General features: G+C 73.9%; 15 protein-coding genes, 1 other RNA gene, 1 pseudogene and 1 riboswitch. Of the genes and pseudogenes, 14 read left to right on the top strand and 3 right to left on the bottom strand.

The window, feature by feature from the left end:
• The first annotated feature begins 192 nt into the window (after positions 1–192).
• The 11 genes and pseudogenes from creD to ACFO3Q_RS14240 all read left to right on the top strand — a co-directional run bounded on the left by creD (position 193) and on the right by ACFO3Q_RS14240 (position 10,027).
• Complete coding sequence (creD, locus tag ACFO3Q_RS14190) at positions 193–1,515, top strand: cell envelope integrity protein CreD (protein ID WP_377005397.1); 1,323 nt, start codon at positions 193–195, stop codon at positions 1,513–1,515.
• An 86-nt stretch (positions 1,516–1,601) separates the two neighbouring features.
• Positions 1,602–2,855: a serine hydroxymethyltransferase gene (gene glyA / locus ACFO3Q_RS14195; RefSeq protein WP_377005398.1), complete on the top strand. Its 1,254-nt coding sequence runs from the start codon at positions 1,602–1,604 to the stop codon at positions 2,853–2,855.
• A 72-nt stretch (positions 2,856–2,927) separates the two neighbouring features.
• On the top strand, positions 2,928–3,293 hold the full coding sequence (locus tag ACFO3Q_RS14200; protein WP_377005399.1) for a four helix bundle protein: 366 nt from the start codon (positions 2,928–2,930) through the stop codon (positions 3,291–3,293).
• Between the two features lie 45 nt (positions 3,294–3,338).
• On the top strand, positions 3,339–3,872 hold the full coding sequence (gene nrdR, locus ACFO3Q_RS14205) for a transcriptional regulator NrdR (RefSeq protein WP_377005400.1): 534 nt from the start codon (positions 3,339–3,341) through the stop codon (positions 3,870–3,872).
• Positions 3,873–3,981: 109 nt separating this feature from the next.
• Positions 3,982–4,143, top strand: a riboswitch (FMN riboswitch).
• A gap of 78 nt (positions 4,144–4,221) precedes the next feature.
• A pseudogene (ribD, locus tag ACFO3Q_RS14210) lies at positions 4,222–5,341 on the top strand (bifunctional diaminohydroxyphosphoribosylaminopyrimidine deaminase/5-amino-6-(5-phosphoribosylamino)uracil reductase RibD).
• Between the two features lie 19 nt (positions 5,342–5,360).
• Positions 5,361–5,963, top strand: a complete 603-nt coding sequence (locus tag ACFO3Q_RS14215) for a riboflavin synthase (protein WP_377005401.1) — start codon at positions 5,361–5,363, stop codon at positions 5,961–5,963.
• 35 nt (positions 5,964–5,998) lie between these two features.
• On the top strand, positions 5,999–7,117 hold the full coding sequence (ribB, locus tag ACFO3Q_RS14220) for a 3,4-dihydroxy-2-butanone-4-phosphate synthase (protein ID WP_377005402.1): 1,119 nt from the start codon (positions 5,999–6,001) through the stop codon (positions 7,115–7,117).
• Between the two features lie 325 nt (positions 7,118–7,442).
• The gene (gene ribH / locus ACFO3Q_RS14225) at positions 7,443–7,940 is read left to right on the top strand and encodes a 6,7-dimethyl-8-ribityllumazine synthase (RefSeq protein WP_377005404.1); all 498 of its coding nucleotides are present in this window, start codon (positions 7,443–7,445) and stop codon (positions 7,938–7,940) included.
• Entirely contained in the window at positions 7,937–8,395 is a 459-nt protein-coding gene (gene nusB / locus ACFO3Q_RS14230; RefSeq protein ID WP_377005405.1) for a transcription antitermination factor NusB, read from the top strand. Before ribH ends, nusB begins: the two co-directional genes overlap by 4 nt.
• Before the next feature lie 124 nt (positions 8,396–8,519).
• Entirely contained in the window at positions 8,520–9,497 is a 978-nt protein-coding gene (thiL, locus tag ACFO3Q_RS14235; protein ID WP_377005406.1) for a thiamine-phosphate kinase, read from the top strand.
• Complete coding sequence (locus ACFO3Q_RS14240) at positions 9,494–10,027, top strand: phosphatidylglycerophosphatase A family protein (protein ID WP_377005407.1); 534 nt, start codon at positions 9,494–9,496, stop codon at positions 10,025–10,027. Before thiL ends, ACFO3Q_RS14240 begins: the two co-directional genes overlap by 4 nt.
• Positions 10,028–10,048: 21 nt before the next feature.
• Here ACFO3Q_RS14240 and ACFO3Q_RS14245 read toward each other — a convergent pair whose 3' ends face one another.
• The 3 genes from ACFO3Q_RS14245 to ACFO3Q_RS14255 form a co-directional block, all read right to left on the bottom strand.
• Positions 10,049–11,440, bottom strand: a complete 1,392-nt coding sequence (locus tag ACFO3Q_RS14245) for an FAD-binding oxidoreductase (RefSeq protein ID WP_377005408.1) — start codon at positions 11,438–11,440, stop codon at positions 10,049–10,051.
• A 295-nt stretch (positions 11,441–11,735) separates the two neighbouring features.
• Complete coding sequence (locus ACFO3Q_RS14250; RefSeq protein ID WP_377005409.1) at positions 11,736–12,113, bottom strand: YraN family protein; 378 nt, start codon at positions 12,111–12,113, stop codon at positions 11,736–11,738.
• A complete protein-coding gene (locus ACFO3Q_RS14255; RefSeq protein ID WP_377005410.1) occupies positions 12,091–13,683 on the bottom strand; it encodes a penicillin-binding protein activator in 1,593 nt (530 codons plus the stop codon). The genes ACFO3Q_RS14250 and ACFO3Q_RS14255 overlap by 23 nt, the downstream gene beginning before the upstream one ends.
• A 160-nt stretch (positions 13,684–13,843) precedes the next feature.
• Between ACFO3Q_RS14255 and rsmI the strand changes: the two genes are divergently transcribed.
• From rsmI to mraZ, 3 genes are all read left to right on the top strand, one after another.
• Positions 13,844–14,674 (top strand): 16S rRNA (cytidine(1402)-2'-O)-methyltransferase, encoded by an 831-nt coding sequence (gene rsmI, locus ACFO3Q_RS14260; RefSeq protein WP_377005411.1) that lies wholly within the window; start codon positions 13,844–13,846, stop codon positions 14,672–14,674.
• 190 nt (positions 14,675–14,864) lie between these two features.
• An RNA gene (gene rnpB / locus ACFO3Q_RS14265) (RNase P RNA component class A) lies at positions 14,865–15,230 on the top strand.
• Positions 15,231–15,590: 360 nt separating this feature from the next.
• Complete coding sequence (gene mraZ / locus ACFO3Q_RS14270) at positions 15,591–16,037, top strand: division/cell wall cluster transcriptional repressor MraZ (protein WP_377005412.1); 447 nt, start codon at positions 15,591–15,593, stop codon at positions 16,035–16,037.

Genomic DNA, 16,037 nt, shown 5'->3' on the forward strand with positions numbered 1-16,037 from the left:
CGGGAGGCCGGTGCGTGCGACGCGCCGACGGTCCGCGATAAGGGGCCGGCCATTATCGCGCATCGCGCCGCCCCGGGACACCGCGGTCCGCCCGGGTTTCGCCACAATCCGCCCGCGCGGCGCCAGCATCCGCCCGCGGGGCCGCCGCGCCGCCGGCTGCAATGCGCGTCCCACCCCGAGGACGACGCGGCCATGCGCGCGATGCTGAAACTGCTGGTGATCGGAAGCCTGATCCTGGTCCTGACCCTCCCCCTGCTGCTGATGCGGGGCCTGGTGCACGAGCGCCAGGCGCGCGGTGCGGAGGCCGCCGCGGAGATCGCGCGGGCGTCCAGCCGGGCGCAGCGGGTGGTCGGGCCCTATCTCCTGATCGAGGCCGAGCGCGTGGTGCGCGTCCCGCGGGGCGCCGCCGCCGGCGACGCGCCCGTGCGGGAGACCGTCCGCGAGCTGGTCCTCCCCGAGACCCTGGTCGCCGACAGCACGCTCACCACGGAGGTCCGGCGCCGCGGCCTGTTCGGCGTGCCGCTCTACCGCGACGCGCTCGACCTGCAGGCGCGCTTCGTCGTGCCGCCGCCGCCCGTGCCGCAGGGCGAGGTGCTGAGCTACCGCCGTACCGGCGCCGTGCTCGGCCTCGGCCTGGGCGACACGCGCGGCATCCGCAGCATCGACCTGCGCGTCGACGGGCGGGCGCTGCAGGTCGAGCCCGGCAGCGAGCAGGCCTGGCTGATGGACGGCGTGCATGCGCGGCTGGAACCCGCGGCGCTGGACGGCGGCGTCCTGCGGGTCGCCCTCAGCGCCGACCTCCTCGGCACCGGATCGCTGCGCTTCGTGCCCGCCGCGAGCGACACCCGCGTCGCCGTCCGCGGCGACTGGCCGCATCCCGGCTTCGACGGCAACTACCTGCCCGACACCCGCCGCGTCGGCGACGACGGGTTCGAGGCGGAATGGCGGGTCTCGCGCCTCGCCAGCAACGCCCAGCAGGTCCTGGCGCAGTGCGCGGAGGTCCGTCAGGGCGGCTGCCACGGGCTGGACGAGGTCGTGTTCGGGCTGCGCCTGGTCGATCCGGTGGACCGCTACCTGATGACCGACCGCGCCATGAAGTTCGGCCTGCTGTTCCTGGTGCTGGTGTTCGGCGCGGTGTTCTTCGTGGAGGCGCTGCGCGGGGTGGAGGTGCACCCGGTGCAGTACGGGCTGACCGGCCTGGCCCTCGCCCTGTTCTTCCTCCTGCTGCTGGCCCTGGCCGAGCACATCGGCTTCGGCGCGGCCTACCTCCTCGCCGCGACCGCCTGCGTGGGGCTGATCGCCGCCTACATGGGCGGCGTGCTCGGCGGGCGCCGCCGCGGGCTGGCCTTCGCCGGGCTGCTGGCCCTCCTGTACGGCCTGCTCTACGGGCTGCTGAGCGCCGAGACCTACGCCCTGCTGGTCGGCAGCGTCGTGCTGTTCGCCCTGCTGGCGACGGTCATGCTCGCGACGCGGCGGCTCGACTGGAGCCGCGTGGGGCGGCCGGAGGGCGCCTGAGGCCGCGCCCGGCGCGGGGCGCGGCGTGGCCGCAACCCCGCGCCGGGTCTACAATTCCGGGCTTTCCGCAGACCAAGGCGCGCCCCATGTTCCCCAGCAGCATGCGTATCGAAGGCTACGACCCCGAGCTTGCCCAGGCCATCGCCGACGAGCGTCGCCGCCAGGAGGACCATGTCGAGCTCATCGCCTCCGAGAACTACGCCAGCCCCCGCGTGATGGAGGCCCAGGGCAGCGCGCTGACCAACAAGTACGCCGAGGGCTATCCGGGCAAGCGCTACTACGGCGGCTGCGAGTACGTCGACGTGGCCGAGCGGCTCGCCATCGACCGCCTGAAGCAGCTGTTCGACGCGGACTACGCCAACGTGCAGCCGCACTCGGGCTCGCAGGCCAACCAGGCCGTGTACTTCGCGCTGCTGCAGCCGGGCGACACCATCCTCGGCATGTCGCTGGCCCACGGCGGGCACCTCACCCACGGCGCCAAGGTCAACGCTTCGGGCAAGCTGTTCGACGCGGTCCAGTACGGCGTGAACGACCAGGGCCTGATCGACTACGACGAGGTCGAGCGCCTCGCCGTCGAGCACAAGCCGAAGATGATCGTCGCCGGCTTCAGCGCCTATTCGCGGGTGATCGACTGGGCGCGCTTCCGCGCCATCGCCGACAAGGTCGGCGCCTACCTGTTCGTGGACATGGCGCACGTGGCCGGCCTGGTCGCCGCGGGCGTCTACCCGAACCCGCTGCCGCACGCCCATGTGGTCACCTCGACCACCCACAAGACCCTGCGCGGTCCGCGCGGCGGCATCATCCTCGCCAAGGGTGCGGACGAGGAACTGACCAGGAAGTTGCAGTCCATCGTCTTCCCCGGCATCCAGGGCGGCCCGCTGATGCACGTGATCGCGGCCAAGGCGGTCGCCTTCAAGGAGGCGCTGGAGCCGGCGTTCAAGGCCTACCAGCAGCAGGTGGTGAAGAACGCCCAGGCCATGGCGCGGACCATCGTCGAGCGCGGCTACCGGATCGTCTCCGGCGGTACCGAGAATCACCTCATGCTGGTCGACATGATCGGCAAGGGCATCACCGGCAAGGACGCCGAGGCCGCCCTCGGCCGCGCCCACATCACGGTCAACAAGAACAGCGTCCCCAACGACCCGCAAAAGCCTTTCGTCACCTCCGGCCTGCGCCTCGGCACCCCCGCCGTCACCACCCGCGGCTACGTCGAGCAGGACTGCATCGACCTCGCCCACTGGATCTGCGACGTCCTCGACGCCCCGGCGGACGAGAGCGTCATCGCCGCGGTGCGCGAGAAGGTGGTGGCGCAGTGCAGGAGGTATCCGGTCTACGGGTGACGCGGGAATGGGGACTCGGGAATCGGGACCTGTGGGCGTTTGAAGGTCGGAGGGCTCGCCATGGAGGGCGGGATGGCGCAGGATTTCAGGGATCTGCGGGTGTGGGAGGAGGCGATGCAGCTGGCCGAGCGCGTATACGCGCTCGCCGGGCGCCTTCCGCGGGAGGAGCGCTTCGGCCTGTCGATGCAGATGCGCAAGGCGGCGGTTTCCGTGCCTTCGTGCATTGCGGAAGGCAATGGCAGATCCTCGCTGGCCGACTATCTTCGCTTCCTTTCCATGGCACGCGGCTCCCTGTCGGAGGTCCAGACACAGCTGCTTCTCGCGGGGCGCCTGGGCTTCCTGTCTCCGGATGATGTCGATGCCGCCCTTGCGCAGGCGCGCACGGTCGGCATGCTGCTCACCGGCCTTCGACGAGCCCTGGCCTCCAAGACCGCATAATCCCCGCCATTCCCGATTCCCCCTTCCCGATTCCCGACAGCCCCCATGCACTGCCCCTTCTGCCAGCACGAGGACACCCGGGTCATCGACTCGCGGCTGACCGACGACGGCACGACGGTGCGGCGGCGGCGGGAGTGCCCGCAGTGCGGGGAGCGCTTCAATACGTTCGAGACGGCCGAGCTCAAGCTGCCGGCCATCGTGAAGAGCGGGGAGCGGCGGGAGGCCTTCGACGAGCGCAAGCTGCGCACCAGCTTCGAGCGCGCGCTGCAGAAGCGACCGGTGGCGGCCGATGCCGTGGAGCAGGCCCTGCGCAACGTGGTGGCCGACCTGCGCAAGGCGACCGAGCGCGAGGTGCCCTCGCGCCACGTGGGCGAGCTGGTGATGCGCGAGCTCAAGAAGCTCGACCAGGTCGCCTACGTGCGCTTCGCCTCGGTCTACCGGCGCTTCGAGGACGTGCAGGCCTTCCGCGAGGAGATCGAGAAGCTCGAGCGCGACATGCCGGGGCTCGAGGCGGCCCAGCTGTCCCTGCTGGGCGAGGCCGCGGTGCCGCCGCCCGCGGGCAGGCGCGGCCGCGGCTGAACCGCAACGCTGCATCCCGGGCCGCGACCGCGCCGCCGACGGACCGCACGGGCGCCGCGTGCTAGGCTGCGCGCGCTCCGGCCGTCCATCGGCCGGGCGACCACGATGAACACGTCTTCAGGGCGGGGTGCGATTCCCCACCGGCGGTAGGTCGATCGGCGCGGCGACGCGCGACGACGAGCCCGCGAGCGCCTCCGGCCACGCCGGAGGGTCAGCAGATCCGGTCCGAAGCCGGAGCCGACGGTCACAGTCCGGATGAAAGAAGACGGCACGGCGCGCATCCCTCGCGGGAGGCGCGGCCGTTCCGACGCCTCTGGAGGCGTCGTTCGCCCCCGAGCGGACCGACGCCATGCCCAGCCCCGCAGAATCCAGCTCCACCGCCGCCTTCGATCGTCGCGACCACGCGCACATGGCGCGCGCGCTGGCGCTCGCCGCGCGCGCGGCCTGGACCACCCGCCCCAATCCCATGGTCGGCTGCGTCCTCGCCCACGGCGACGAGGTGGTCGGCGAGGGCTGGCACGTACGCGCGGGCGAGGCGCATGCCGAGGTGCACGCACTGCGCATGGCCGGCGCGCGCGCGCGGCGCCACCGCCTACGTCACCCTCGAGCCCTGCGGGCTGCACCGGCGCACGCCGCCCTGTGCCGACGCCCTGGTCGCGGCGGGCGTGGCGCGGGTGGTGATGGCCACCGAGGACCCCGACCAGCACGCCGGGCACGGCGTCGCACGCATGCGCGCCGCGGGCATCGTGGTCGAGTCGGGGCTCATGCGGACGCAGGCGCGGGCGCTCAACCGCGGCTTCTTCCGCCGCGTGGAGGCCGGGCGGCCCTGGGTCGCGCTCAAGCTCGCCATGAGCCTGGACGGGCGCACAGCGCTCGCCGACGGCAGCGCGCGCTGGATCACCTCCGAGGCCGCGCGCGCCGACGTGCACCGCCTGCGCGCGGCGCACGGCGCCATCCTCACCGGCATCGGCAGCGTGCTCGCCGACGACTCGCGGCTGACCGTGCGCCTGCCGCCGGACGCCCCGGCCTTCGTGCCGCCGCTGCGGGTGGTGCTCGATTCGCGCGCCCGCCTGCCCGGGAGCGCCGCGCTGCGCGACGGTGCCGCGCCGACCCTGCTGCTGCACGCGCCGGACGCCGCGCCCGTGCCGAGCCCTGACCTGGAGGCCGAGGCCGTGCCGCGGGCGGTCGAGGGCGGGCTCGACCTCCCGTCCGTGCTCGACGCGCTGGGGCGCCGGCGCGTCAACGACCTGCTGGTCGAGTGCGGCCCGCGCCTGGCCGGTGCCTTCCTGGCGCAGCGCCTGGTCGACGAACTGGTGCTGTACGTCGCGCCGGTCCTGCTCGGCGCCGGCGGGCGGCCGCTCGCGGAGGGCATCGACCCGCCCGACATGGCCTCCCGCCTCGGCCTGCGCCTGCTGGAAACCCGGCAGGTCGGACCCGATCTGCGCCTGCGCCTCGCCGGCGCGCCCTGACTCCGAAGGAGACCCACCCATGTTCACCGGACTGATCGAAGCCGTCGGCGCCTGGCGCGAGGCGGAGCCGCGCGGCGGCGACCTGCGCGCCTGGATCGACACCGGCACGCTGCCCGTCGCGGAGCTCGTCCTGGGCGAGAGCGTCGCGGTCAACGGCGTGTGCCTGACCGTGGTCGGGACCGATGCCGCCGGCTTCGCCGCCGACATCTCGGTCGAGACCCTGGACCGCACCACGCTCGGCACGCTGGGGCCCGGCCGCGCGGTCAATCTCGAACGCGCGCTGCGCGCGGACGCGCGCCTCGGCGGCCACCTCGTCGCCGGCCACGTCGACGGGATCGGCGAGGTCGTGGCCATCGCCGAGGACGGCCGCGGCCAGCGCTGGCGCTTCCGGGCGCCGGAGGCGTTGCGGCGCTACATCGCCGAGAAGGGCTCCGTCTGCGTCGACGGCGTCAGCCTCACCGTGGCGTCGCTGACCGGAGACGGCTTCGAGGTCGCCCTGGTGCCGCACACCCTCGCGCACACCGCCTTCCACCGTCTCGCTGCGGGCGATCCGGTCAACCTCGAGATCGACCTCGTCGCCCGCTACGTCGAGCGCCTGCTCGGCGCCGCCGCGCCCCGCTGACCGACGCGCTCCCCACGACTTCCACAGGACCCGACATGCCCTTCGCACCCGTACCCGAACTGCTCGAGGAAATCCGCGCCGGCCGCATGGTCGTCGTCGTCGACGACGAGGACCGCGAGAACGAGGGCGACCTCATCATGGCCGCGGAGCTGGTGCGCCCGCAGGACGTGAACTTCATGGTCACCCACGCGCGCGGGCTGGTGTGCCTGGCGCTGACCCGCGAGCGCTGCGCGCAGCTGGGGCTGGGGCCGATGGTCCGCGACAACACCGCGCAGTACCAGACCGCCTTCACCGTCTCCATCGAGGCCGCCGAGGGCGTCACCACCGGCATCTCCGCCTACGACCGCGCGCACACCATCCGCACCTCGGTGCGACCCGATGCCAGGCCGTCCGACCTGGTGCAGCCCGGCCACATCTTCCCGCTCGCCGCGCATCCGGGCGGCGTGCTCAGCAGGGCGGGGCACACCGAGGCGGCGGTCGATCTCGCCATGCTCGCCGGGCTGGAGCCCGCCGGCGTCCTGGTCGAGGTGCTCAATCCCGACGGCTCCATGGCCCGGCGGCCGGAGCTGGAGGCCTTCGCACGCGAGCACGGGCTCAAGATCGGCTCGATCGAGGACCTGATCGCCTACCGGCTCGCCACCGAGCACACCGTGGAGCGCATCGATGCGCGCGGGATCGAGACCGAATTCGGCCCCTTCACCCTCGTCACCTACCGCGACCGCATCGCTCACGACCTGCACTTCGCCCTGGTGCGCGGCGCGCCGGACGCCACGACCCCGACCCTGGTGCGCGTGCAGGTGGAGAACCCGCTCGCCGACCTGCTGCACTGGCGCCGCGAGGACTTCGGCGTCGCCGGCACCGACGCGCTGCGCGCCATCGCCGAGGCCGGCAGCGGCGTGATGGTGGTGCTGTCCGCGCCGCGCGATCCCGACGCCCTGCTGGCCCGCCTGCGCGCCGAACCCGCCCCCGCGGACCGCCGCGACGTCGGCGAATGGCGACGCAACGGCGCCGGCGCCCAGATCCTCGCCGAACTCGGCCTCGGCCCCCTCCGCGTCCTCGGCACCCCCCGCCGGCAGGTCGGGTTGGCGGGGTTCGGGCTGGAGGTGGTGGAGTATGTGGAGCTGGAAAATGCGGGAATGGGGAATCGGGAATAGGGACCTGGAAGTCGGCGCGTGATTGGGGCCTCGCGCTGGCGGCCTCCACGCCCTCGGCGCCCTGCAGCGGGTAGGGCAGGAGTGGAAGGGGCTCGGGAATAGGGCCTCACGGTCGGCTCGCGGTCGGAGTTCGAGCTTCGGGTGCCGGGGTCGAGAACGGGGCGCGGCGTGCGTGCCTCTCCCTCTCTCCGTTCCGCTTCGTGCCTCTCCGTCGCCCTCACTCTGCCCCACCTTGCCAGTCCGTCCCGCCCTCCAGGTCCCCATTCCCGATTCCCCATTCCCGCTTTTCCCGCTTCATCCCCCATCCCGTAAACTCCCCGCCCCCATGTCCCATCCCTCCGCCACCAGCCCCGTCGCGGGCGACGTCCGTGCTCCGGACGGCGCGCGCTTCGCCGTCCTCTCCACGCGCTGGAATCCCGAGATCGTCGAGCCGCTGGTCGCGGGCGCGGTGGCGGCGCTGCGCGCGCGCGGGGTGGCGGACGCCGCCATCGACGTGATCCGCGTGCCCGGGGCGTGGGAGCTGCCGATCATGGCCGAGCGCATCGCGCGGGCCGGCGGGCATGCCGCCGTCGTGGCGCTGGGCTGCGTGGTCCGTGGCGACACCCGCCACTACGAGCACGTCGCCGACGAGTGCGCGCGCGGGCTGATGCGCGTCGCCCTCGACCACGCCCTGCCGGTCGCCAACGGCGTGCTCGCGGTCGAGCGCCGCGCCGACGCCGAGGCGCGCGCCGGCGGCAGCCACGGCAACAAGGGCGAGGAGGCGGCGCTGGCCGCGCTCGAACTCGCCCACCTGTTCTCCCTGTCCCCGAGTGGTCCTGCATGAACCGTCGTCCCGAAGGCATCGATCCCGCCGCGCGCTCGCGCGCCCGCCGCCGCGCCCTGCAGGCGGTCTACGCCTGGCAGCTGTCCGGCACGCCGGTGGTGGAGGTGCTGGCCCAGTTCCGGCACGAGCAGGACATGGAGATCGCCGACGCGGAGTACTTCGAGGACCTCGTGCGCGGGGTGGTGACCCATTGCGGCGACCTGGACGAGGGCCTCGCGCGCTTCGTCGACCGCCCGCTGCCGCAGGTCGACCCCATCGAGCGGGCCGCGCTGCGCATCGCCGCCTACGAACTCGTGCACCGCATCGACGTGCCCTACCGCGTGGTCATCAACGAAGCCATCGAGAGCGTGAAGCGCTTCGGCGCCGAGCACGGCCACACCTACGTCAACGGCGTGCTCGACCGCGCCGCGCTCGAATGGCGCGCCGCCGAGGCCGGTGCCGCGCGCAGGCGCTGATGTCCCCGTAGGAGCGGCTTCAGCCGCGACCGGCAGGACAGTGCAGGCGTGCATGACCCATGATGCCGCGGATCGCGGCCGCCGCCGGTCGCGGCTGAAGCCGCTCCTACCGGGTCCGCTACTGATGCCGTCCGAATTCGACCTGATCGCCCGCATCCGCAGCCGCGCCGCCCTCCGTCCCGACGTGGCGCTCGGCATAGGCGACGACGCGGCCGTGCTGCGCGTTCCGCCGGGGTGCGAGCTGGTCGTCACCAGCGACACGCTCAACGCGGGCGTGCACTTCTTCGAGGACGTGCCGCCCTTCGACCTCGGCTGGAAGGCCCTCGCGGTGAACCTGTCCGACCTCGCGGCCATGGGCGCGAGGCCGGCCTGGTGCACGCTCGCGCTGTCGTTGGCGGCGCCGGATGCCGCCTGGCTCGATGCCTTCGTCGGCGGCCTGCTCGCGCTGGCGGCGGACCACGACGTGGCCCTGGTCGGCGGCGACACCACCCGCGGGCCGCTGTCGATCAACGTCACCGCGCACGGCCTGGTGGAGGCCGGCACCGCGCTGCGCCGCGACGGCGCGCGGGCCGGCGACGCGGTGTGGGTGACCGGCGTTCCCGGCGAGGCCGCGGCGGGGCTGGCGGTGCTGCGGGCGGAGCGCGAGGGGCGGGCCCTGGCCCTCGCGCCCGACGTCCGCGCGCAGCTGGTCGGGCGCCTGCAGCGCCCGCAGCCCCGCGTCGCCGCCGGATGCGCACTCCGGGGCCTCGCCACGGCCTGCCTCGACGTGTCCGACGGCCTGCTCGCCGACCTCGGCCACATCGCGACCGCCAGCGGACTCGGCGCCGAGCTCGATCCCGTCGCCCTGCCGGTGCCGCCGGCGCTCGCGGCGCTGCCGCCGCCGCTGCGCCGCGACGCGCAGCTCGCCGGCGGCGACGACTACGAACTGTGCTTCACCGCGCCCGCGGACGCCGATGCGGCGGTGCGGGCCGCGCTGGCCGGCGTCGGGCTGCCGGCGACCCGCATCGGCCGCATGGTGCCTGGGCGGGATGTGCGCGTGCGCGGGGAGGATGGAGAATGGCGGGTTCCGCCGCATCGCGGCTTCGATCACTTCCGCGCATGAGCCAACCCGCATCGCCCACCGGCCAGGACCGCAGCCTGCTGCGCGCCCGCATCCTGCTCCGGCATCCCGCCGGCTGGCTCGCCACCGGGCTCGGGGTCGGCATGGCCGCGCGCGCGCCCGGCACCTTCGGCAGCATCGCGGCGCTGGCGCCCTGGCTGCTGCTGCGCGAACTGCCGTTCGCGGGCTACCTGGCCGCGGTGGCGGTGACCTTCGCCCTCGGCGTGTGGGCGTCGAACTGGGTGATCGCGCGGACCGGTGTGGAGGATCCCGGCGTGGTCGTGCTCGACGAGTTCGTCGGGCTGTGGATCGCGCTGGCGCTGGCGCCGCCGGGCTGGGGCTGGATGCTGGCGGGGCTGCTGCTGTTCCGGGTGTTCGACATCGCCAAGCCCTGGCCGGTCTCCTGGGCCGACCGCCGCATCAAGGGCGGCTTCGGCGCCATGTTCGACGACGCGCTCGCCGGCCTGTACGCCTTCGGGGTGCTGCAGCTGGCCGCGTGGTGGCTCGGCCACGGCGGCATCCTCCCGGGCTGAGGGTGGGTGCCGCGGACGCGGTCACGCCGCCGCGGGGGGCAGCACCTTGCCCGGGTTGAGGATGCCGTCGGGGTCGAAGGCCTGCTTGACCGTGCGCATCAGGGCGAGGGTCGGTGCGTCGAAGGCCTGCGCCATGAAGTCGCGCTTGGCGGTGCCGATGCCGTGCTCGCCGGACAGGGTGCCGCCCAGGGACAGAGTCAGCGCGAACAGGCGCGGCAGCGCGCTGCGCGCCCGGGCGGACTCGGCCGCGTCGTCCGGGTCGAACAGGATGTTGACGTGCAGGTTGCCGTTGCCGGCGTGCCCGAAGGCGACGATGCGCAGGTCGAACTCCGCCGCCAGCGCCTCGACGCCCGTCACCAGGTCGGGGATGCGCGAGACCGGCACCACCACGTCCTCGTTGATCTTGCCGGCCGCGATGGTGCGCAGCGCCGGCGAGAGCGCGCGGCGGGCCGCCCACAGCGCCTCGCTGGCGGCGGCGTCGGGCGCGGCGTCGAGGGCGAGCAGCCCAGGGCCGCGCGCGGCGTCGGCCAGCGCGCGCGTCGCCAGTTCCACGGTCGCCGCATCGCCGTCGGCCTCGATCATCAGCAGTGCGCCGGCGTCGGGAATGTCCGCGCCGCCGACCTCGCGTGCCAGCCGGATGCAGTGCCGGTCCATGAACTCCAGCATGGCCGGGGCCACCGGCTGGCGCATGAGGCGCGCGACCGCCGCGGCCGCGGCGGCCACGTCGGCATAGAGTGCGCGCAGGCTGCGTCGCGCCGACGGCAGCGGCGCGAGCTTCAGCGTCGCCTCGACGATCAGCCCGAGCGTGCCCTCGCTGCCGACCAGCAGGTGGGTGAGGTCGTAGCCGGTCGCGTCCTTGGTGGTGCGGCTGCCGCAGGTGACCAGGTCCCCGGTGCCGGTCACGGCGGCGAGGCCGAGCACGTTGTCGCGGGTGGCGCCGTACTTCACGGTGCGCGGCCCGCCGGCATTGCAGGCGAGGTTGCCGCCGACCGTGCAGGTGTCCGCGCTGGCCGGGTCCGGCGGCCAGAACAGGCCGTGCGCGGCGAGCGCGCGCTGCAGGTCGCCGTTGAGCACGCCGGGCTCGACCACGGCGATGCGGTCCGCAGGGTCGATGGCAAGGATGCGCGCCATGCGCTCGAAGCCGACCACCACGGCGCCACCGCCGGGAATCGCCGCGCCGGTGCTGCTGGTCCCGCTGCCGCGCGCGACCACCGGCACCCGGTGCGTCCGGCACGCGTGGACCAGCGCGACCACCTGTTCGCGACGCTCCGGCAGCGCCACCCCCGCAGCCGGCACGCCCCGCCGCGAGGCGTCCTCCCCGTAGCGCCGAAGCGTCTCCGCATCCACCCGCCACCCGTCCCCGAGCAGCGCGGCGAGCGCGTGGGCGAGGGCGGGCGGGAGGAGGCTGGGCATGGGGCAGGGGTGGGATTGGGAGGTGGGGAAGTATGGGGCAGGGGCGCCGGGCGCGGGCCCAGGGCTTGGGGCGCAGGGCTTGGGGCAGAGGGCAGGGGCAGGGGCAGGGGCAGAGGGCAGAGGGCAGAGGGCTTGGGGCAGGGGGCGTAGCGTCGGCCCCGAGCCCCGAGCCCCGAGCCCCGAGCCCCAGGCCCCAGGCCCCAGGCCCAAAGCCCAAAGCCCAAAGCCCCGAGCCCCGAGCCCCAAGCCCCAAGCCCCAAGCCCCAAGCCCCAAGCCCAGCCCCAGGCCCACCAACTAGAAGAGCTCGTCCATCCGGAAGGCATCCCGCAGCCAGCGCACCTGGGGTGCGTCGGGGGCGCCCTCCAGGGCGAGGACGTCGAAGCGGCAGGGGGCTTCGGCGAGGCGGCGGTCCGCGGCGAGGAAATGGCGTGCGGCGAGGGCGATGCGGCGCCGCTTGCGCAGGTCGATCGAGGCGGCGGCGCCGCCGAAGGCGCTGCCGCGGCGGTAGCGCACCTCGACGAACACCACGGTGTCGCCGTCGCGCATCACCAGGTCGATCTCGCCGCCGCGCACCCCGAAGTTGGTCGCCAGGGTGCGCAGGCCGGCGGCTTCCAGGTGGCGCCGGGCCGCGGCCTCGGCGCGCGTGCCCTCACTCGTAGGGGATGTCGTCACGGGCGTCCTGCCCTGGCGCGAGCGTCTCCACGTCCTGCGGGATCAGTGCGCCGTCCAGCGCCGAGCGGGTGCGGCCGCCGCTGAACATGGCCCAGGCCGGGTCGCGCACGACGTTGCCGAAGCCGTCGAGACGCAGCTCGCCGGTGGCGCCGGGCACGCCGCGCTCTGCGCTGCGGCCGAGGTGGTCGAGGTAGGCCGTCAGCAGCCAGGCGTCGGCGCCGAAGGCGAACAGGCGCGCGCCATTGCCGCGGGCGGAGGGCAGGCGGCCCGACAGCGTCTCGGCCGTCGGCAGGCCCGGCGTGGCGCGCAGCATCCACGGCAGCTCGGGGTATTCGATGCCGTCCAGCTCGCGGTCCAGCTGCGGGTTGCCGCCGCCCGAGAGGACGAGGGAGGTCGCCATGACCGGGCGGCCGCCCATGCCCACCGCGGTCAACTGCGGGACCAGCAGGCGCGCCTCCGGCGCGCGCAGCGCCATGAACACCGCATCGAAGTCGGCCCCGACGCCGCTCATGCGGAGCTGTTCGCTGTAGTCCGGGCCCGGGCCGGCCAGCGCGATCTCCGCCACCACGTCGCCGCCCTCGGCGGCCACCCGCTCGCGGAAGGCGGCGGCGCTGCGGCGGCCGTTGTCGTCGCTGCCGAAGACCGACACCACGCGGCGCAGCCCGCGCTGCAGCAGGCGGTCGGCGGCGGCCACGCCCTCGTCCTCCGGCGCCAGGGAGAAGCTCGCGCTGCCCGGCGGGGGCGGGGCCTGGACGCGGTTCAGCGCCAGCAGCGGCACCGGCAGGTCGCCGGCGAAGAGCTGCGCCACCGACTCCTGCGACAGCGGGCCCACGACCAGCTGCGCGCCCTCGGCCACGGCGCGCTGGTAGGCGGCGAGGGCGCCCGCGGCCTCGGAATCGTAGAAGCGCACGTCCGGGCGCCTGCGGCGCTCGCCGTACCAGGCGGTGAGGTAGCCGTCGCGCACCGCGTTGCCGGCCGGGGCGAGACGCCCGCTCAGCGGCAGCAGCACCGCGACGCGCTCCGGCGGGCGGTAGCCGTCGGCCTCGGCGGTCGGCCAGTCTCCCGCCTCGATGCCGCCGGCGAGCTGGAGCTCGGGCGGCAGCGCGCGCGGCAGGGCCAGGCCGCGGCGGGTGAGTGCACGCGCGGCGGAGGGATAGAGCGGATGGCCCTCGGGCAGGGTGGCGGCGGCATCCGAGAGGGTGCGGTCCGGCAGGCGGGACAGCAGCGCGTCGATGCGGCGCTGGTTCGCGCCGGCGGCGTCCGGCGGCAGGATCGGCTGCAGGTAGGCGAGTTCGGCGGCGGCGCCGAAGTCGTCGCCGGTGCGCTCCAGCAGGTCGGCGCGGAGCGGGTGCCAACGGGCGCGGAGCGAGTCCGGCACCTGGTCGGCCTCGAGGTCGAGGCTGGCGAGGGCGGCCTCGGATTCGCCCAGGGCGGCCGAGGCCCGCGCCTGGTCGAGCTGCTGCCCGGCGCGGCCGGCATCCTGCGTTCGCGCCGGCCCGCGTTCGACCATCACGTTGGCGCAGCCACCGGCGAGGAGGCTGGCGACACACAGCACGAGGAGGCGTTTCATCGAGACGCAGGTCCGTTCATCGGGCGGGGGTGGGATGATACCCGCTGCGTTCGCGTGCGCCGGGTGAGCGCTGTACGCCCTGTGCCGCTGCCGCCTCCCCGGGCTCCTCCGGCGCAGGCCCCGCCCGCGGCCCTCCCGTCCTCTCCAGTCTCCCATCGCCATGACCGCTTCCCCCACGCCAGGCACGCTCTTCGTCGTCGCCACCCCCATCGGCAACCTCGACGACATCGCGCCGCGCGCCCTGGAGACCCTGCGACGGGCGGACGCGGTCTGCGCCGAGGACACCCGCCACACCCGCCGCCTGCTGGCCCACTTCGGCATCGAGCGGCCGCTCCTGGCCCTGCACGAGCACAACGAGACGGCGCAGGCGGATGCCCTGGTGGCGCGGCTGGCCGGCGGCGCCTCGCTCGCCCTGGTGAGCGACGCCGGCACGCCGCTGGTGAGCGATCCCGGTTTCGTGCTGGTCCGGGCGGCGCGCGCGGCGGGCATCCGGGTCAGTCCGGTGCCGGGCGCCTGCGCCGCGGTGGCCGCCCTCTCCGTCGCCGGCATCCCCAGCGACCGCTTCGCCTTCGAGGGCTTCCTGCCCGCCAAGGCGGGACTGCGGCGCGAGCGCCTGCAGGCCCTGGCCGGAGAGCCGCGCACCCTGGTGTTCTACGAGAGCGCGCACCGCATCGAGGCCTCCCTGGCCGACATGGCGGCCCTGCTCGGGCCCGACCGCCCTGCGGCCATCGCCCGCGAGCTCACCAAGCTGTTCGAGACGGTGCTGGACGGCCCGCTGGGCGATCTCGCCGCGCGCGTCGCCACCGATCCCGACCAGCGCCGCGGGGAGTTCGTCGTGGTGGTGCAGGGCGCCGGCGAGGATGCCGACGCGGCCCTCGCCGAGGGCAGGCGGGTCTACGCCCTGCTGAGCGCCCACCTCCCGCCGTCCCAGGCCGCCCGCCTCGCGGCCGAGATCACCGGGGCGCCGAGGAAGGGGTTGTATGGGGGGTGAGGAGAAGCGGGAATGGGGAATCGGGAATCGGGACCTGGGGCGAGGTACGGCCTGCTGCTGCGCCACCCGGCGACGCCTTCAGACGGAGCGTTCCTCCCCGAAGCCAAGCGACCCAACCATTCCCAATTCCCGATTCCCGATTCCCCATTCCCGCTTCATCCCCCCAACCCATGCCACAATCCCGTCCGGCGGAGTCGACCAGGCAGTCGCGTCATCCTTCGGGATGCCGAGGAAAGTCCGGGCTCCACAGAGCAGGGTGCCAGGTAACGCCTGGGCGGCGCGAGCCGACGGAAAGTGCAACAGAGAGCAGACCGCCGATGGCCGTCCGCCGCTTCGGTGGCGGTCGGATCAGGCAAGGGTGAAACGGTGCGGTAAGAGCGCACCGCGAGTCCGGCAACGGACCGGCACGGCAAACCCCACCCGGAGCAAGACCGAATAGGGACCTCACGACGTTGCTCGCGTCGGGTCCGGGTAGGTCGCTCGAGCGCTGCGGCGACGCAGCGCCTAGAGGAATGACTGTCCACGACAGAACCCGGCTTATCGGCCGGCTCCGCCCCTTCTTCCTTCTCGCATCGCCGGTTCCGGCGGCGCCGGCGTGCCCGACTTGGGGGCCGCTCCTCGCGCGCCCGGGCAGGTTCGGGCGCTAGCTGCCTGAATTTCACGGGAAAACGACATCGCGGGCGCCGTCTGTCGCCACGCCTTTCTGAATGAAAACAGTGCCTGCGGGCCACTTCTTGAACCTGAGTGTCAAGTTCGCGTTAAGCCCTTGATCCCGCAGGCGATTCCCTCCCGAACCGTGTTGACAGTCTCAGGACCTGAGACTAAGGTGGGCAACCGAGGGAAATTCGGGAATTTTGTGGTTTTTAGTGTCGTGCCTCGGTGCGGCGTGGGTGGGCAGGGCTTCCAGGCGTAGACGATGTTCCAGGGCGAGACCGCCATCACCATCGACGACAAGGGTCGTCTGGCGATTCCCACCGCCTTCCGGGAGCTGGTCGCGCGCGAGTGCAACAGCCGCCTGATCGTCACCTACAACCCCTTCGAGCACGGCTGCCTGTGGCTGTTCCCGCAGGCGGAATGGGAGTCGGTGCGCGACCAGGTCATGCGCCTGCCGAGCGTCAAGGCGACCCACCGCAACATGCAGTTGAAGCTGGTCGGTGCGGCCACCCCGGTGGAGGCCGACGGCAACGGGCGCGTGCTGCTGCCCTCGAGCCATCGCCATGCCGCCGGGCTCGAGAAGAAGGCCGTCCTCCTGGGGATGGGCAACAAGTTCGAGCTGTGGAGCGAGCAGGCGCACCTGGCGCAGATCCGTCGCACGATCTCGGAGGACGAGATCAGCGACGACATGCTCGACCTCAGGCTGTAA

This window comes from Coralloluteibacterium thermophilum, assembly GCF_042654365.1.
Lineage (GTDB): Bacteria > Pseudomonadota > Gammaproteobacteria > Xanthomonadales > Xanthomonadaceae > Coralloluteibacterium > Coralloluteibacterium thermophilum.